Below are 17,106 nucleotides of genomic sequence, written 5' to 3' on the forward strand. Positions count from 1 at the left end.
AAACACATGAAATCTTTTTGCATCGGCGTACTCGCTGGCAGCCTATTGTCATTATTTTTGCCAATAGTGCCACCTTTTTTCACAGTATTTTTATTGGGGCCGCTATCTTTATTGCTGGCAATGCGGCGCTATCAATTTTTGAGTGGTGTGGCAGTGTTTTTGTGCTGTTGGGTATGGCAACTGTCGGCCTATCAATATTATCAACAGTCGTTGTTTAAACATACCAAAGTATTGCAGGGCGTCATTGTCAGTGTTCCGAAGCAATACGAGCAGTATAGTCAATTCCTATTCCAACTGGATAATACCGAAGCTGCAGGTTACAAGGTAAAGCTTAATTGGCCGCAGCCGCCAACGGTGTTATTGCAAGGTCAACGTTGGCAGATCAACGCCCGGCTAAAACCTGTCGCGGGCACAGCCAACCCTGCTGGGCCGAATACAGAGGCTCAGGCACTATTGCAGAAGGTCCTGGCACAGGGGGCGGTGCAGACCGAAACCGCTCCACAACTACTCGCTCAGCAGCAGGCATTGCGTCAGCAACTTATCATCCAGGTGCAACAGGCTACGGCGGCTCTGGACAGTGCGCCTTTGCTGCAGGCCCTCACACTTGGCGTCAGACAATTTTCACCGCAACTTTGGCAAGGATTGCAGCAATCTGGATTAGCACATTTGTTGGCCATATCTGGCTTGCACATTGGGTTGGTATTTGGCTGGGGCTTATACATACTGCGCTTACTGCCTTGGCCATTAAGTTATTTAAGCTGGCGTCAGCCATCAGCGTTGCTGGGCGCATTATGTCTGGCATTGACATACGCCTGGTTAGCTGGCTTTGCTATCCCCACGCTGCGCGCTGCTTTTGCGCTGTTATTGTTGGTTTTGGCTCTGCTGCGATACCGGCGTTTAAGTTACAGCAACTACTGGTTGTTTTTAACCGCCTCGCTGCTGTTGCTACAACCTTCTTTTGCTCTGAGTAAAAGCTTTTGGTTGTCGGTGCTGGCTGTCGCGGTAATTTTTTTGCTGTTGTGGCGTTGGCCCGCTACAACTCAGGATTGGCGCTATAAGCTAAGCCTGTTTGTGCGTTTTCACTGCGGACTAACCTTATTTATGTCGCTGCTAAGTGTGCTGCTGTTTGGGGGTAGCCCGCTGTTAGCGTTACTGTCTAATTTATTGTGGCTACCCTGGTGCAGTTTGGTGGCTATTCCCATGCTATTTGTCAGTTTAGTGGCTGAGTTATTGGCGGTGCCAGGCGCGGGGTTATTATGGCAGGCGACCAATATGGCATTTAAACCGCTGTTATGGTGGCTTAACTGGTGCAGTGAGCAAAATAGTTGGTTAGCGTTACCGGATTTTTCCTGGTTATTGCTGGCCGGCATTGCGCTTTGCGCCGTGCTAATGCTAGTGGCTTATCAACATTGGCAAGGTTATTTGGCCGCGGTGCTGCTGATACCGCTAACAGTATTAATGCTGCGTCCAGTGCAATGGCAATTGCATGTTATTGATGTTGGACAGGGGCTGGCGATACTGCTGCAACACGGAAAGCATGGCATCTTGTACGACGCAGGGCCTCGCTACGGCCAACACAGCGCAACCGCGGCGCAAGTGCTGCCGTATCTGCGCCAACGCGGAGTAACCCGGTTAGATGCTGTTATATTAAGCCATGATGACAGCGACCATACCGGCGACTGGGAAATGTTGCGCGCGTATTTTCCTGAACTGGTGTTGTACTCTGATATTGGCACTATCGACTCTGCCAGGCCTTGTCAGCAGTTGCCTACAGTTTACTTTGGTGCCATTTTACGCGTGCTGCAGCAGGGGCCAGGATTTAGCAGTAAAAATGATCGCTCTTGTATTTTACTGATAGAGTTATACGACTGGAAATTGCTGATACCCGGTGATATTGGTCACAGAGCTGAACAACAATTAATTGCACGGTACCCTGAGCTAAAAGCTCATGTGTTGGTACTGGCACATCACGGCAGCGGCAGTTCCAGCCATCTGGCATTTCTTCATCAACTGGCACCGTTATTTGCGCTTAATAGTGCCAGTTTGTATAACAGGCATCAGCATCCGGCGCCGGCAGTACAACATCGGCTACAACTGTTAGGTATTCCGTTGTTTAACACGGCACACAGTGGCGCGATACGGTTAAATATTACCCCGCACACATTACAGCTGCAGCAGTACCGCCAGCACAGGATCCCATTTTGGCTGCAAAAGCCGTTGGGAAATGCTGAAACCTTACTAACAACACGCTAGAATAAGCAAAATTTTTGTAGCAGGGCATTACATTGGCAAAGCCAACTCCTCATTCTTCCGCCGTTGCAAGGCGCTTACTTAGTTACGTTAAACCGTTTCGGCTCGGTTTTGTTGCAGCAGCCCTGGGTATGCTTGGGTATGCACTTATTGACGTATATTTTATTTCTAAGTTACCCGGCTTTATTGACGAAGGCATTAATGCAAAAAACACGGATTATTTGCGCTATGCGCCGTTTTTTGTCATTGCGATATTTATCCTGCGTGGAATGTGTAATTTTCTCGCCAGTTATTGTTTAAACTGGGTGGGGACCCATGTGGTGCAGGCATTACGCCAACAATTGTTTGAACATTATATGAAACTGCCGGTGAGCTACCACGATCAGCACTCAACCGGCGAGTTGATATCTAAAGTAACGTACAATACTGAGCAAATAAAACAAACCACCTCCAAAGCGCTGGCAGTTTTGGTGCGTGAAGGCGCTTTCGTTACCGGGCTGGTGGTTATGATGTTTTATCATAGCTGGCAGCTGTCGGCCGTTTTTTTGCTTATTGCACCCGTTATAGCAGTAGTGGTACGTCAGGTGTCAAAACGTTTTCGTTTACTGAGTAAAAACATTCAGACCGCGATGGGAGATGTCACCAGTAGCTCAGAGCAAATGCTGAATGGTCATAAAGTCATTTTATCGTTTGGGGGACAGAAAATTGAGAGTGAGCGCTTTGCCAGTATCAATAACATAACACGCCGACAAGACGTTAAAATGGAGGCAACCCGAGCTATTAGTGTCTCTACCATTCAGATTATTGCTTCCTTTGCCCTGGCGTTTGTCGTGTACATGGCCAGCTTTCCTGAGATGCTGGACAGCTTGTCGGCTGGGGTATTTACCACCATTGTTGCGTCAATGATGATGCTGCTGCGGCCTTTAAAGCAGTTAACGACGGTAAATAGTGAATTTCAGCGTGGTCTGGCGGCCGCCAAAAGTGTATTTGAAGTGTTGGATCACCCCGTTGAAAAGGATACTGGTGCCGTGGTGTTAGACAAGGTTCGCGGCGATATTCGTTTTGAAAAGGTTAATTTTACTTATCCGGGTCATGACAAGCAGGTATTGTTTGATATTAGTTTTAATGCGCCTGTAGGAAGCACTATAGCGCTGGTCGGCCGCTCTGGTAGCGGTAAAACAACGATATCCAGCTTGATACCACGTTTTTACGAGTTAAACAGCGGTAATATTTTTATTGATGAACATAATATCCATGACTGCACATTGGCTTCTTTGCGCAGTCAGTTGGCACTGGTTTCGCAGCATGTATCACTGTTTAATGACAGTATCGCCAATAACATCACCTATGGTTGCACCAAGCCGGTTTCAGCCGAGCGTTTACTGGCTGCGGCAGAAAAAGCACACGTGATAGAGTTTGCCAGCCAGTTAAAAGACGGTCTTAACACGGTAATAGGAGAGAATGGTGTTAGTTTGTCCGGCGGCCAGCGTCAGCGTATTGCTATTGCCCGGGCATTACTGCGCGAAGCGCCGCTTTTAATTCTTGATGAGGCAACATCAGCACTGGATACCGAGTCTGAACGCAAAATTCAGGCGGCACTAAATGAACTGCTAAAAGGCCGCACCAGCATTGTTATTGCCCACCGCTTATCTACCATTGAGAACGCTGACAGCATTATTGTGATGGATCAAGGGCGTATTGTTGAGCAGGGTGACCATGCTACGTTATTGGCACAAGACGGTGCTTATGCTCAGCTTTATAAACTGCAATTTGGCGAGCAACAGTGAGTTTTACTGACCGTTTATGGTATCAGGGGCATAAGGCGTATTGGTTGCTGTTGCCGTTAGCCTGGCTATACGGTGTTATTACCACTCTGCGCCGTTTACTGTATCGCCTTAAGCTAAAGCAGCAACACAAACTGCCGGTGCCGGTAATAGTTGTAGGCAACATCAGCATTGGCGGCACGGGTAAAACACCTTTTACACTGCTGCTATGCCAAAAGTTACAAGCCCTGGGCTGGACGCCGGGTATTGTCAGCCGCGGTTATGGTGCCAACGTCACTGCGCCGTTGTTGGTAAAACCGGATGTATCGGCGGCAGAAGTGGGAGACGAACCATTATTATTGGCCCAGCGCAGCGGCTGCCCAGTTGTGGTGTGCCCGGATAGAGTGGCGGCGGCGAAATATCTGTTGGCCAATACTCAGGCAGATATCGTTGTCAGTGATGATGGTTTGCAGCATTACCGGCTGGCACGCGATATTGAAATTGTACTGGTTGACGGTAGCCGGGGCTTGGGTAATGGCCATTTGTTGCCAGCAGGACCACTGCGAGAAGGCGCCTGGCGCCTGGCCCATGCTGATCTGATAGTAGCCAACAGCCAGCCGTTTGCAGCGGCTGATGGCATTATGACGTTAAAGCCGTCAGCGGCAAAGCAACTGAATGGCAATGCGCTGTTGCCGCCTTGTGCAGTGAGTCTGGTAGCCGGTATTGGCAACCCTGCGCGGTTCGAACGCACAGTGCTGGCGGCAGGGTTTACTGTTAGCCAGCGACATTATTTTACCGATCACCACAAGTTTAGCGTGGCAGATTTTAACGAAATCAGCGGGCCGGTATTAATGACCGAAAAAGATGCAGTGAAATGCCGTGCTTTTGCCGGCAAAGATTGGTTTAGTCTGGGCGTTGATGCGCAGTTAGATGAACAACTTACTATTAAATTAACCACAATATTGACTAATTTGCGGAGCAGTTATGGCACTTAAACTTGCATTAACCGAAATTTTGGCCTGTCCGCTGTGTAAGGGCAAATTAAAATACGATCAGGCCGGGCAACATTTGATTTGTACCTTTGATCGTCTGGCCTATCCGATACGCGATAATATACCGGTATTGCTGGCTGACGAAGCGCGTGAGCTTACCCTGGACGAGGCAGAACAATGGCGTTCATAGTAGTTATTCCCGCGCGTTATGCCAGCAGCCGCTTACCTGGCAAACCGCTGGCAGATATTGCTGGTAAAAGTATGGTTGAACGGGTCTATCAGCAAGCGCTGCAAAGTGGTGCCACCCGAGTGGTGGTGGCTACTGATGACAGGCGGGTGGCAGATGCGGTGGATCAGTTTGGCGGCGAAGTATGTATGACACGTGCCGAGCACAACTCCGGCACTGAGCGACTGGCCGAAGTGGTAGCCAAACTCGGGCTGGCCGCCGATACTGTGGTAGTTAATGTTCAGGGCGACGAGCCGTTTATTCCTCCGATTATTATCCGCCAGGTTGCGCAAAATCTGGCGACACAGCAAAAAGCCCAGATGGCGACCTTGGCCGTGCCATTAACGGATGCGACTGAAATTGCTAATCCTAATATTGTTAAAGTAGTGAGTGATAAAAACGGCTATGCGCTGTATTTCAGCCGCAGTGTTATCCCGTTTGATCGTGACGGAATTACCCGTGACGTGCCAGCACAGCATTATCGGCGCCATATTGGCATCTATGCCTATCGAGCCGGTTTTATTCAGCGTTATGTTGACTGGCCGGTATCTGCTCTGGAGCAAATTGAAAGTTTAGAGCAGTTACGTGTGCTATGGCATGGCGATGCTATTCATGTTGATACCGCACTGGAAACACCCGCTGTTGGCGTAGATACACCAGCAGATTTAGAACATGCCCGGCGTTATGCCGCTAGCCTGAACTGATGCAGTCTGTATATAACCTGGTGGCTGAAACTGCAGAGTTTGTGCTGTTAAATAAAGCTGCCGGTATCAGCTTTCACTCTGATGATGGACCGGGACTGGTGGTGATGGCAGAGCAACAGTTGGGTTATAAATTGTACCCGGTACACCGGCTGGATAAGGTCACTTCAGGCTTAATTTTGTTGGCTCGAACCAGCACTGCGGCAGCCGGGTTAACGCAGTTATTTGCCACTCATCAGGTAGCGAAATTCTACCTGGCATTGAGTTTAGCTAAACCGGCAAAGAAGCAGGGCTGGGTAAAAGGCGATATGGCACCAGCCCGGCGTGGCGCTTGGAAATTGCTTAGTTCACAACATAACCCTGCGTTGACATACTTTATTAGCCAGGGCTTTGAGCAATTGCCGTTTCGGGCATTTTTGGTTAAGCCTTACAGTGGTAAAACGCATCAAATTCGCGTTGCGCTAAAAAGTGCCGGCGCCGCTATTGCCGGTGATGCGTTATACCAAGGCGGCGCGGCAGATCGGGTGTATTTACACGCATATGCTCTGCGGTTTTGTTTAAACGATACAGAATATGCATATGTACAACCGCCGACAACAGGCGTGTTATATCAGCAATTAAACCAGAGCAATGCGTTGACAGCATGGGCAAAGCCCTGGCAGCTTGACTGGCCACAATACACTTTACCTAAACAGGTTAGCGAATAACGATGTCCGATTATCAATTACGTTTTGCCGGTATCGCCAGATTATATGGCGTCGCTGCACTGCAAACTTTTTCTAAAGCCCATGTCTGTGTCATTGGTATCGGCGGGGTTGGCAGCTGGGCTGCAGAGGCGTTGGCACGCTCTGGTATCGGCGAAATTACCCTAATAGATTTAGACGATGTTTGCATCAGCAATATCAATCGTCAGCTACATGCTACTACAGCAACGGTAGGGCAGGACAAAGTGGCGGTAATGGCCCAGCGTATTCACGCCATTAACCCGCACTGTGTCGTGCATCAGATCGAGGATTTTGTCACAACAGATAACCTGCAGCAGTTGATCACAAGCGATATGGATTATGTGGTTGATGCTATCGACTCGATTAAAGCTAAGGTCGCCCTGTTGGCACATTGTAAACGTAATAAAGTAAAACTGATTTGTACCGGCGGCGCCGGTGGCCAGACAGATCCAACACAAATACAGATAGCGGATCTAACCCAAACCATTAATGACCCGCTACTGGCAAAGGTGCGCAATAGTTTGCGGCGGGATTATAACTACAGCCGCAATCCGAAACGCCGTTTTGGTATTGATTGTGTGTTTTCAACTGAGCAATTGGTGTATCCGCAACCTGACGGCAGTGTGTGTCAGCAGAAAACCGCACAAGTTACCGCCGAGGGCGAGGTGAGCAGCATGCGGCTGGATTGCAGTGGCGGTTTTGGTGCAGTTACTGTGGTAACGGCAAGTTTTGGTTTTGCTGCCGTGTCCAGAGTGCTGAAAAAGCTGGCTCAAAGTTAAAACGATATTATTACTATTTTACAGGGCAGCAAGCTTTAATCCGTTCAGCCATAGCGGTTAAGCCATTGCCGCGGGATTGACTTAAATACGGCTTTAAATTCAGCTGGTCAAACTTATGGCACAAATCAAATTTCGCCAACTCAGTGCTGGTCATGCCGTTGACCAGACACAGCATAATAGCCATTAAGCCTTTAACGATACGCGCTTCACTGTCCAACACAAAAAAGTGCTTGTCTTGGGCTTTATCGTGATAATGCATCAGCCAGGCGCGGCTTTCACAGCCTTTTACTAGTAGATGTGCTTGTTTCATTTTTTCTGGTACCGGCGGCAGTTTTTTAGCTAACTGCATCAGTACGCGATATTTACTCTGCCAATCTTTTGCCGCGCTAATGTCGGCCAGATCCTGTTGTTTTATCTGTAATAGGGCAGGTTGTGTTTCTGCTAATAATTGTTCTAATGTCATGCAGTTAAAATCTCCACGGCCTGCTCCAACGCAAGCAGACACCGGTTTACATCGTCCAGCGTGTTATACGCAGCAAAAGAGCAGCGTACAGCGCCAGGCAGTGCCAAGTGACTAAACAATGGCATAGCACAATGTTGTCCGCCACGCACAGCTATCTGTTGCTGATTCAATAACGCGGTTACGTCTGACGGGTGCTCACCGTCAACATTTAATGCCACTATGCCTGCATTATGCACAGGCTGGGATAAAATATCTACGGCTTTTATTGCGTTCAAGCCTGAGTAGAAATCTTTTAATAACAGTAATTTATGGTTCTTAATTTGTTCTGTGTTGTGTTTTTGTAACCAATTAATGGCGGCTGATAAGCCTATAGCACCCGCTATATTTGGTGTGCCGGCTTCTAAACGAAATGGCAACTTGTTAAATGTAGTGTTAATAAAGCTGACTGTATCAATCATTTCACCGCCGGCAAAAATTGGTGTTAATCGTTCTAACCAAGCTGATTTGCCGTATAGCACACCAATACCGGTAGGGCCGTACAGTTTGTGGCCGGAAAATACATAAAAATCACAATCCAATAGCTGCATATCCGGTTGTTGGTACACGATGCCCTGAGCACCGTCGACTACGGTGATGGCGCCAGCGGCCTTGGCGAGTGCCACCATTTGAGCCACCGGTTGAATATGGCCTAACACATTAGAGATATGGCTGAAACTTACCACTTTAGGTTTTAGCGCCAGTAGATCCTCATAAGCGAGCATATCAAGCTGGCGTTCAACAGTTAATGGTACAACATCAATAATGACGCCGTGGCGCTGGCAGTGTAGTTGCCACGGCACAATATTGGCGTGATGTTCTAGCTGTGTCAGCAAAATACGGTCGCCGGCTTTAAGCTCCGTATGCATTAAGCCAAAAGCAATTTGATTTAAGGCGGCGGTGGCGCCGCTGGTAAAAATAATTTCTTCTGAATGAGCGGCGTTAAGATAATGCGCTACCGTAGTGCGCGCGTGTTCAAACAGTGCCGTAGCCTGCTGGCTTAGCTGATGAGCACCCCGATGTACATTGCTGTTGTGCTGCTGATAAAACTGCGTAACTGCGTCGATGACGGCTTGAGGTTTATGCATGGTAGCAGCGTTGTCCAGATACACCCAATCTGGCTGCTGCTGAAAAAAAGCAAATTGTTGGCGAAATTGCTGAACATCAAAGACGGGCATAAGCGTTGGCGGTTCCACTTGCTAAGATGGCGAGAGTTTGCCTGTTTTCAGGCCGTGGCGCAAACGTGATCCCCAATTACAAGCAATAAAAAAGCGGCCGTAGCCGCTTTAATCGCATTGCTAAAATTAACGCTTGTTCAGTGGCGTAAAGTCTCGTGACGTGTAGCCAGTATAAAGCTGGCGTGGACGACCAATTTTGTGACCTTTTTCACCCAACATTTCGTCCCAGTGCGAGATCCAGCCGACGGTGCGTGACATGGCAAAGATGACAGTGAACATGCTGGTTGGAATACCAATAGCTTTTAAGATAATGCCGCTGTAGAAATCTACGTTCGGGTACAGTTTCTTCTCAATGAAGTAGGGGTCTTCCAGAGCGATCCGTTCCAGCTCCATTGCTACATCTAACAGAGGATCTTTAACATTTAGCTCTTTTAACACTTCATGACAGGTATCACGCATAACTTTAGCGCGTGGGTCAAAATTTTTGTATACGCGGTGACCGAAACCCATTAAGCGGAAACTGTCGTTCTTATCTTTAGCGCGGGCAACAAACTCAGGGATACGGTCAACAGAGCCAATTTGTTGTAACATCTTCAGACAAGCTTCGTTAGCACCACCATGTGCTGGTCCCCATAATGAGGCAACACCAGCGGCAATACAGGCATAAGGGTTAGCACCTGACGAACCGGCTAAGCGTACCGTTGACGTTGACGCATTTTGCTCATGGTCAGCATGCAGCATAAAAATACGGTCCATGGCTTTTGCCAGGATTGGGCTTACATTGTAATCTTCAGCCGGTACAGAAAACATCATATGCAGAAAGTTTTCTGAATAGCTTAGTTCGTTACGTGGATACACGAATGGCTGGCCTACCGTATACTTATAAGCCATAGCCGCGAGGGTCGGTAGCTTTGCAATTAAACGATGTGCACTGCGTTTGCGTTGCATCGGGTCATTAATGTCTAAATCTGAGTGGTAGAACGATGACATTGCACCAACCACACCGCACAACATAGCCATCGGGTGAGCATCAACCCGGAAACCTTGGAAAAACGCAGCAATCTTTTCATGCACCATGGTATGGCGGGTGATGGTGTTTTTAAATTGATTGTATTGCTCTGCCTGCGGCAATTCGCCTTCTAATAACAGGAAGCACAGCTCCAGGTAGTCCGAGTGTTCTGCCAGCTGTTCAATAGGATAACCGCGGTGCAACAGCACGCCGTTGTCGCCATCGATATAGGTAATTTTAGACTCACATGAACCGGTGGACATAAAACCCGGATCAAACGTGAAGTACCCATGCTGACCCAAGGCGCGAACATCAATTACGTCAGTGCCGGCGCTGCCAGAGTAGATTGGCAACTCGAACGATTTCCCATCGATCTGCACGACGGCCTTTTTATCTGCCATTGGATTTCTCCTGTTGTTGTAGTATCGGGTTAAAGGAATTTAGCAAATTGGCCGCTATTCTAACTGCAAACGACCCTATAAAGTCAATTTTAATGCGTTTCTGCGTAATAAGTATTCGACTCTAGTATTATTGCTCTCGCGCGCAATCTGTGTAATGTTCCACATACGGATTTTTTTGAGTAAAACCAAACAAAAATTGTAATAGCGAGTCGCGAAATATATACTATTGCGGTTTTTAAATAGTTCACTCAACAAGCACTTTTTGCTGTTATGGCAGCACTGATCCAGCTTGATAAAAAAGGTGTATTGGTTTTGGGTGTTGACTGTTTATACAGCAATGACAACGACAATGACAACAAGAGCTCGATTATGGGCATCGATGGGCAAGCACTGTGAAAAAACAAAGACCAGTAAATCTCGACCTTTCTACCATATCGTTTCCGGCACCTGCCATAGCGTCAATTTTACACCGGGTTACCGGCGTGGCATTGTTTTTCGCCTTGGTATTCGTTATCTGGGCCTGGGCTTATTCGCTGCAGGATCAGCAGAGCTTTGACTATGTTAAAGCACTGATGACGTCTCACCTGGCTAAATTCATCGCCTGGGGCACTATCACGGTTCTTATCTATCACTTGGTCGGCGGTATCCGTCACCTGATTATGGACATGGGACACTGGGAAGAGCTGAAATCCGGTAACTTAAGCGCCAAAGTAACAATAGCGCTGTGGGCAGTATTAGCAGTTTTAGCAGGAGTATGGTTATGGTTTTAAACCAGGCAAGCCTGAAACGCGATGGCGTGCAGGATTACGTATCGCTGCGCGCAACAGCCATAGTGCTGGCGCTGTACAGCGTATTTATTTTGGGGTTCTTCCTTATTACGCCGGAAGTGACCTTTGAAGTGTGGCAAGCCCTGTTTGCCAATACTTTGGTAAAAGTGTTTACCTTGTTAGCGTTAGTGTCTATTGCCGTGCACACCCGCATTGGTTTGTGGCAGGTGCTGACTGATTATATTAAATCAGCCGCTCTGCGCGCAGTACTACAATTCTTCCTTTATGTGCTGGCTTTCGCTTATGTTGCAGTTGGCCTGTTTGTTCTGTGGGGTGCTTAAGTGAATATTCCTGTAAGAGAGTTTGATGCCATCGTAATTGGGGCAGGTGGTGCCGGTATGCGCGCTGCACTGCAAATTACCCAATCTGGTTTAAGCTGTGCTTTATTATCTAAAGTGTTTCCGACCCGTTCGCATACAGTGTCTGCCCAAGGCGGTATTACTGTAGCTTTGGGTAACAGCCATCCGGACAACTGGGAATGGCATATGTTTGATACCGTCAAAGGTTCTGATTATATCGGCGACCAGGATGCTATCGAATATATGTGTAAAACCGGCCCGGAAGCGATTACCGAGCTGGAAAACATGGGTTTACCTTTCTCACGCTTTGAGAACGGCCGTGTGTATCAGCGCCCGTTTGGTGGTCAGTCTAAGAATTTCGGCGGCGAGCAAGCTGCCCGTACAGCTGCTGCTGCTGACCGTACCGGTCATGCTTTATTGCATTTGTTGTATCAGCAAAACGTAAAAAATAAAACCCAGGTTTTTTCTGAGTGGTACGCGCTTGATCTGGTTAAAAACCAGGATGGTGCCGTAGTAGGTTGTACTGCTATTGATATTGAGACCGGCGAAATCGTTTATTTTAAAGCCAAAGCAACGGTACTGGCTACTGGTGGTGCCGGTCGTATTTACGCTTCTACCACTAACGCGCACATTAACACCGGCGACGGTGTTGGTATGGCACTTCGTGCCGGTGTGCCGCTGCAAGATATGGAAATGTGGCAGTTTCACCCAACCGGTATTGCCGGTGCTGGCACTTTGGTTACTGAAGGCTGTCGCGGCGAAGGCGGTTACTTGCTGAATAAAGACGGCGAACGCTTTATGGAGCGTTACGCGCCAAATGCCAAAGATTTAGCCGGACGTGACGTGGTAGCCCGTTCAATGATGACGGAAATCCGTGAAGGGCGTGGTTGTGAAGGACCATGGGGCGTACACATTAAACTGAAACTGGACCATTTAGGTGCGGAAGTTCTGGAAAGCCGCCTACCAGGTGTTTGTGAGCTGTCTAAGACCTTTGCCCACGTTGACCCGGTAAAAGAGCCTATTCCGGTTATTCCAACGTGTCACTATATGATGGGTGGTATTCCAACTAACGTTCATGGCCAGGTGGTTAAACCTACCGCTGACGGTGGTGAATCAATCGTAGCTGGCTTATTTGCCTGTGGCGAAATCGCTTGTGTGTCTGTACACGGTGCCAACCGCTTAGGCGGTAACTCACTGCTGGACTTAGTGGTATTTGGTCGTGCGACCGGTTTGCATTTGGGCGAAGCCCTGGCAGCTACTACTGAAGCACGCCCAGCGTCTCAGTCTGACCTTGATGCAGCCTTAGCCCGTACTCAGCGCTGGGAAGATAGTAAACCAGGCCAGGGTGAAGATCCGGTGCAAATTAAGAAAGACCTGCAAAAATGTATGCAGCTTAACTTCTCGGTATTCCGTGAAGGTGCAGCCATGGCGGAAGGTTTGGCTGAGTTAAAAGAAATTCGCGAACGGTTAAAGTTTGCTCGTTTGGACGATAAGAGCTCAGACTTCAATACCGCGCGTATTGAGTGTTTAGAGCTGGACAACTTAATGGAAACAGCGTTTTCAACGGCGGTAGCGGCTAACTTCCGCACCGAAAGCCGTGGTGCGCATGCCCGTTTTGACTTCCCGGATCGTGATGACGAAAACTGGTTATGCCACAGCGTCTACACACCAGAAACTGAATCAATGTTTAAGCGTAAAGTTAACCTGGAACCTAAGTTCCGTGAAGCTTTTGCGCCTAAAGCACGTACGTACTAAGAGGGCTCAGCGATGAAGAAGTTGGTTTTCTCAATCTATCGTTACAACCCTGATGTCGACAAAGCGCCGCGCATGCAGGATTACACGCTGGATAACCCGGAAGGCCGGGACATGATGGTGCTGGATGCGCTGATTAAGTTAAAAGAGCAGGACGCCAGTTTATCGTTTCGTCGCAGCTGCCGTGAAGGTGTATGCGGTTCAGATGGTTTGAACATTAACGGTAAAAATGGTCTGGCGTGTATTACACCATTATCAGCAGCTGGCTTAAAAGGCGGTAAAATTGTGGTACGTCCGCTACCGGGTTTACCGGTAGTGCGTGACCTGGTTGTTGACATGAGCCAGTTTTACACTCAGTACGAAAAAGTGAAGCCGTACTTAATTAATGACAGCAAGTTACCGCCAGCCGGTGAGTACCTGCAGTCACCTGAGGAGCGGGCTAAGCTTGATGGTTTGTACGAGTGTATTTTATGTGCATGTTGCTCAACCTCTTGCCCATCGTTCTGGTGGAACCCGGACAAGTTTATCGGCCCGGCCGGTTTACTGCATGCTTACCGGTTCCTGGCAGATAGCCGTGATACGGCAACTGAGCAACGCTTAAACGATTTGGATGATGCATTCAGCGTATTCCGCTGCCACGGTATCATGAACTGCGTTAACGTATGTCCTAAGGGTTTAAACCCTACCAAAGCGATTGGTCAAATTAAATCTATGTTGTTAAACCGGGCGCTGTAATGCGCCCTTTTTTGGTATGTGCATGAAAAACAGCCTGGTTGGTACGCAACCGGGCAATTTTTTTGCTACTTTTTCCAGGTGCGCGGAAATTAAGGGAAACTAAATGCACGAAGGTGTAATGAAGGCGTGGTTAGAGTCTTCTCATCTGGGCGGCGGCAACATGGCCTACGTCGATGAGCTCTATGAATCCTACTTAGCTGAACCTACCAGCGTTGGTGATGAATGGCGTGAGTTTTTTGCCAAGTTACCAAAACTTGACGGTGTCGATCTTGAAACCCGTCACTCAGACATTAGGCAGCAGTTTGCCGACTTGGCCCGCAATAAACACCGTGAAGTAATGGTGGTTAATTCGGCAACGTCGTCTGACAATCGTCAGGTTAAAGTACTGCAACTGATCAACTCTTACCGCTTTCGTGGCCACCAGCAAGCTAACTTAGACCCGTTAGGCTTGTGGAAACAGTCACGCGTGCGTGATTTAGAGTTGTCTTACCATGACCTGTCCGAGAGTGATTACGGTACCGAGTTTAATGTTGGATCATTTGCCATTGGCAAAGAAACCATGAAATTGGGTGATTTGCACAAAGCACTAGAGAAAACCTATTGTGGTTCTATCGGTGCCGAGTACATGCACATTGTTTCAACCGACGAAAAACGTTGGATCCAACAGCGACTTGAGTCTATTCAGTCAGCACCTTCATACGACAAAGCAGTAAAAACCAGCATTTTGAAAGGCTTGGTTGCGGCAGATGGTTTAGAAAAATACCTGTCGTCTAAATTTCCCGGTGCAAAACGCTTTGGCTTGGAAGGTGGCGATGCCATGGTGCCAATGCTTAAAGCCATGATCCACCGTGCCGGCGAGCAGGGCGCGAAAGACTGTGTTATCGGTATGGCGCACCGCGGCCGCTTAAACACCTTAATTAACGTATTGGGTAAAAACCCGTCAAAGTTATTTGATGAGTTTGCCGGTAAGTATGAAGTGGTCGGTGCCGGTGACGTGAAATACCATATGGGTTTCTCGTCTGATTTTGAAACGTCTGGCGGCAATGTACATTTAGCGCTGGCGTTTAACCCTTCTCACTTAGAGATTGTCAATCCGGTAGTTATGGGTTCAGTGCGGGCACGTTTAGATCGCCGTGGTTGCAGCGACGGCTCTTTGGCACTGCCAATTACTATACACGGTGACTCTGCGTTTGCCGGTCAGGGCGTGGTAGCTGAAACCTTTAATATTTCGCAAACCCGCGCCTTTAAAGTGGGTGGTTCTATTCGTGTGGTGATTAACAACCAGGTTGGTTTTACCACCTCCAAGCAAGAAGATACCCGCTCTACCGAATACTGTACTGATATTGCCAAAATGGTGCAGGCGCCTATTTTCCATGTTAACGGTGATGACCCTGAAGCTGTGGTGTTTGTCGCGCAATTGGCGGTAGATTACCGCAATACCTTTAAGCGTGACGTGGTGATTGATTTGGTTTGTTATCGCCGTAATGGTCATAACGAAGCGGATGAGCCAAATGCGACTCAGCCGTTGATGTATCAGAAAATTAAAAAACACCCGATACCGCGTGAAATTTATGCCAAAAAGTTGCTTGCTGAAGGTCTGTTTACTGCCGAGCAAGTAACTGAGATGACCGAGCAATATCGTGATGCTTTAGATAAAGGCGACTGCGTGGTAGATGAGTGGCGGCCGATGACGGAAACGTCAGTCGACTGGACGCCGTTTATTGGCCATGATTGGGATGCGACTTATGACTCCAGTGTGTCGGTAGAGAAACTGGTAGAATTAGGCAAAAAAGCGACCTATATCCCTGAATCACACACGTTGCAGCGTCAGGTTGGCCGGGTTTATGAAGACCGCGCGTTAATGCTAGCCGGTGAAAAGAAAATCGACTGGGGTTTTGCAGAGATACTTGCTTATGCTTCAACGGTAGCTGAAGGTAGCCGTATCCGTATTGTAGGACAAGACTCTGGCCGCGGTACTTTCTTCCATCGTCATGCGGTATTGCATAGCCAAGCTGATGGCAGTACCTATACACCACTTGAGCATATCAGTGACGAACAGGGCCCATTCCAGGTGTATGACTCTGCCTTGTCAGAAGAAGCTGTCATGGCGTTTGAATATGGTTATGCCACAGCAGAGCCACGTGCCATGGTTATTTGGGAAGGCCAGTTTGGCGATTTTGCCAACGGTGCTCAGGTAGTTATTGACCAGTTCTTAAGCTCAGGCGAGCAAAAGTGGGGCCGCTTGTGTGGTTTAACATTGCTGTTGCCACATGGTTACGAAGGCCAGGGGCCGGAGCACTCTTCAGCTCGGCTAGAGCGCTTCTTACAGTTGTGTGCAGATCACAATATGCAGATATGTATCCCAACTACACCGGCACAAGTATTCAATATGTTACGTCGGCAAATGGTGCGGCCGATGCGTCGTCCGTTAATTGTTATGTCGCCTAAATCGCTACTGCGCCACCCGCTGGCAACCTCCACCTTAGAAGAGCTAGCCTGTGGCAAGTTCCATAACGTGATTGGTGAGATAGATGACATTAAGCCAAATGATGTGAAGCGTGTGGTGTTCTGTAGCGGTAAGGTATATTACGAGCTGCTGGATGAGCGACGTAAGCGCGAGCAACAAGATGTTGCTATAGTGCGTGTTGAGCAACTGTATCCGTTCCCGCACGATGAAATGGCTGAGGTGTTAAGCCAATACCAGCATGTTACTGATTTTGTCTGGTGTCAGGAAGAGCCGCAAAACCAGGGCGCCTGGTATTGCAGCCAGCATCATTTCCGTGCCGCTATTCCTAAGGCCGGCTATCTGGCTTACTCAGGTCGTGACGCTTCGTCGTCGCCGGCGGTAGGTTATTTGTCGGTGCATAACAAGCAGCAACAAGCTTTGATTAACGACGCATTGAGTATTAAATAATGACTTGTCCGGCCCGCGCTGCGGGCCGGTTGAACGAAATAAGACCAACCGGTAAA

At 48.3% G+C, this 17,106-nt stretch carries 16 protein-coding genes; 13 read left to right on the plus strand and 3 right to left on the minus strand.

What is annotated here, in order from left to right:
- Window positions 1-6: 6 nt before the first annotated feature.
- Genes I4W93_RS03490 through tcdA form a run of 7 tightly spaced genes read left to right on the plus strand, consistent with a single transcriptional unit; the run spans window position 7 to window position 7,436 of the window.
- On the plus strand, window positions 7-2,253 hold the full coding sequence (locus I4W93_RS03490) for a DNA internalization-related competence protein ComEC/Rec2 (RefSeq protein WP_205310755.1): 2,247 nt from the start codon (window positions 7-9) through the stop codon (window positions 2,251-2,253).
- A gap of 32 nt (window positions 2,254-2,285) precedes the next feature.
- Complete coding sequence (gene msbA / locus I4W93_RS03495; protein WP_205310754.1) at window positions 2,286-4,037, plus strand: lipid A export permease/ATP-binding protein MsbA; 1,752 nt, start codon at window positions 2,286-2,288, stop codon at window positions 4,035-4,037.
- The gene (gene lpxK, locus I4W93_RS03500) at window positions 4,034-5,008 is read left to right on the plus strand and encodes a tetraacyldisaccharide 4'-kinase (protein ID WP_205310753.1); all 975 of its coding nucleotides are present in this window, start codon (window positions 4,034-4,036) and stop codon (window positions 5,006-5,008) included. The genes msbA and lpxK overlap by 4 nt, the downstream gene beginning before the upstream one ends.
- Complete coding sequence (locus I4W93_RS03505) at window positions 4,998-5,195, plus strand: Trm112 family protein (RefSeq protein ID WP_205310752.1); 198 nt, start codon at window positions 4,998-5,000, stop codon at window positions 5,193-5,195. The genes lpxK and I4W93_RS03505 overlap by 11 nt, the downstream gene beginning before the upstream one ends.
- Entirely contained in the window at window positions 5,183-5,935 is a 753-nt protein-coding gene (gene kdsB, locus I4W93_RS03510; RefSeq protein ID WP_205310751.1) for a 3-deoxy-manno-octulosonate cytidylyltransferase, read from the plus strand. The genes I4W93_RS03505 and kdsB overlap by 13 nt, the downstream gene beginning before the upstream one ends.
- Window positions 5,935-6,639, plus strand: a complete 705-nt coding sequence (locus tag I4W93_RS03515; protein WP_205310750.1) for a pseudouridine synthase — start codon at window positions 5,935-5,937, stop codon at window positions 6,637-6,639. The genes kdsB and I4W93_RS03515 overlap by 1 nt, the downstream gene beginning before the upstream one ends.
- A 2-nt stretch (window positions 6,640-6,641) precedes the next feature.
- Window positions 6,642-7,436 (plus strand): tRNA cyclic N6-threonylcarbamoyladenosine(37) synthase TcdA, encoded by a 795-nt coding sequence (gene tcdA, locus I4W93_RS03520; protein ID WP_205310749.1) that lies wholly within the window; start codon window positions 6,642-6,644, stop codon window positions 7,434-7,436.
- Window positions 7,437-7,449: 13 nt separating this feature from the next.
- Here the strand turns inward: tcdA and I4W93_RS03525 are convergent, their stop codons facing one another.
- The 3 genes from I4W93_RS03525 to gltA all read right to left on the minus strand — a co-directional run bounded on the left by I4W93_RS03525 (window position 7,450) and on the right by gltA (window position 10,523).
- Window positions 7,450-7,899 carry a SufE family protein gene (locus tag I4W93_RS03525; RefSeq protein WP_205310748.1) on the minus strand — a complete coding sequence of 150 codons (450 nt, stop codon included), beginning with the start codon at window positions 7,897-7,899 and terminating at the stop codon, window positions 7,450-7,452.
- Entirely contained in the window at window positions 7,896-9,113 is a 1,218-nt protein-coding gene (locus I4W93_RS03530) for an aminotransferase class V-fold PLP-dependent enzyme (protein WP_205310747.1), read from the minus strand. Before I4W93_RS03530 ends, I4W93_RS03525 begins: the two co-directional genes overlap by 4 nt.
- A 126-nt stretch (window positions 9,114-9,239) precedes the next feature.
- On the minus strand, window positions 9,240-10,523 hold the full coding sequence (gltA, locus tag I4W93_RS03535; RefSeq protein ID WP_205310746.1) for a citrate synthase: 1,284 nt from the start codon (window positions 10,521-10,523) through the stop codon (window positions 9,240-9,242).
- Between the two features lie 270 nt (window positions 10,524-10,793).
- Between gltA and I4W93_RS20280 the strand changes: the two genes are divergently transcribed.
- The 6 genes from I4W93_RS20280 (at window position 10,794) to I4W93_RS03560 (ending at window position 17,050) form a co-directional block, all read left to right on the plus strand.
- Entirely contained in the window at window positions 10,794-10,919 is a 126-nt protein-coding gene (locus I4W93_RS20280; RefSeq protein ID WP_255604580.1) for a hypothetical protein, read from the plus strand.
- Window positions 10,916-11,293, plus strand: a complete 378-nt coding sequence (gene sdhC / locus I4W93_RS03540; RefSeq protein WP_173500160.1) for a succinate dehydrogenase, cytochrome b556 subunit — start codon at window positions 10,916-10,918, stop codon at window positions 11,291-11,293. Before I4W93_RS20280 ends, sdhC begins: the two co-directional genes overlap by 4 nt.
- Complete coding sequence (gene sdhD, locus I4W93_RS03545; protein ID WP_205310745.1) at window positions 11,284-11,631, plus strand: succinate dehydrogenase, hydrophobic membrane anchor protein; 348 nt, start codon at window positions 11,284-11,286, stop codon at window positions 11,629-11,631. Before sdhC ends, sdhD begins: the two co-directional genes overlap by 10 nt.
- Entirely contained in the window at window positions 11,632-13,404 is a 1,773-nt protein-coding gene (sdhA, locus tag I4W93_RS03550) for a succinate dehydrogenase flavoprotein subunit (RefSeq protein WP_205310744.1), read from the plus strand.
- 12 nt (window positions 13,405-13,416) lie between these two features.
- Window positions 13,417-14,136: a succinate dehydrogenase iron-sulfur subunit gene (locus I4W93_RS03555; RefSeq protein ID WP_205310743.1), complete on the plus strand. Its 720-nt coding sequence runs from the start codon at window positions 13,417-13,419 to the stop codon at window positions 14,134-14,136.
- Between the two features lie 103 nt (window positions 14,137-14,239).
- A complete protein-coding gene (locus I4W93_RS03560; RefSeq protein ID WP_205310742.1) occupies window positions 14,240-17,050 on the plus strand; it encodes a 2-oxoglutarate dehydrogenase E1 component in 2,811 nt (936 codons plus the stop codon).
- Window positions 17,051-17,106 lie beyond the last annotated feature (56 nt).

The sequence above is a fragment of the Rheinheimera maricola genome, from assembly GCF_016918075.2.
GTDB lineage: Bacteria > Pseudomonadota > Gammaproteobacteria > Enterobacterales > Alteromonadaceae > Alishewanella > Alishewanella maricola_A.

What these genes read in the sequence shown, in the direction of transcription:
- sdhD (WP_205310745.1), top strand. Translation starts at nt 11,284, where the DNA reads ATGGTTTTAAACCAGGCAAGCCTGAAACGCGATGGCGTGCAGGATTAC.
- I4W93_RS03490 (WP_205310755.1), top strand. Translation starts at nt 7, where the DNA reads ATGAAATCTTTTTGCATCGGCGTACTCGCTGGCAGCCTATTGTCATTA.
- tcdA (WP_205310749.1), top strand. Translation starts at nt 6,642, where the DNA reads ATGTCCGATTATCAATTACGTTTTGCCGGTATCGCCAGATTATATGGC.
- I4W93_RS20280 (WP_255604580.1), top strand. Translation starts at nt 10,794, where the DNA reads ATGGCAGCACTGATCCAGCTTGATAAAAAAGGTGTATTGGTTTTGGGT.
- I4W93_RS03530 (WP_205310747.1), bottom strand. Translation starts at nt 9,113, where the DNA reads ATGCCCGTCTTTGATGTTCAGCAATTTCGCCAACAATTTGCTTTTTTT.
- I4W93_RS03505 (WP_205310752.1), top strand. Translation starts at nt 4,998, where the DNA reads ATGGCACTTAAACTTGCATTAACCGAAATTTTGGCCTGTCCGCTGTGT.
- I4W93_RS03515 (WP_205310750.1), top strand. Translation starts at nt 5,935, where the DNA reads ATGCAGTCTGTATATAACCTGGTGGCTGAAACTGCAGAGTTTGTGCTG.
- I4W93_RS03555 (WP_205310743.1), top strand. Translation starts at nt 13,417, where the DNA reads ATGAAGAAGTTGGTTTTCTCAATCTATCGTTACAACCCTGATGTCGAC.
- kdsB (WP_205310751.1), top strand. Translation starts at nt 5,183, where the DNA reads ATGGCGTTCATAGTAGTTATTCCCGCGCGTTATGCCAGCAGCCGCTTA.
- I4W93_RS03525 (WP_205310748.1), bottom strand. Translation starts at nt 7,899, where the DNA reads ATGACATTAGAACAATTATTAGCAGAAACACAACCTGCCCTATTACAG.
- I4W93_RS03560 (WP_205310742.1), top strand. Translation starts at nt 14,240, where the DNA reads ATGCACGAAGGTGTAATGAAGGCGTGGTTAGAGTCTTCTCATCTGGGC.
- gltA (WP_205310746.1), bottom strand. Translation starts at nt 10,523, where the DNA reads ATGGCAGATAAAAAGGCCGTCGTGCAGATCGATGGGAAATCGTTCGAG.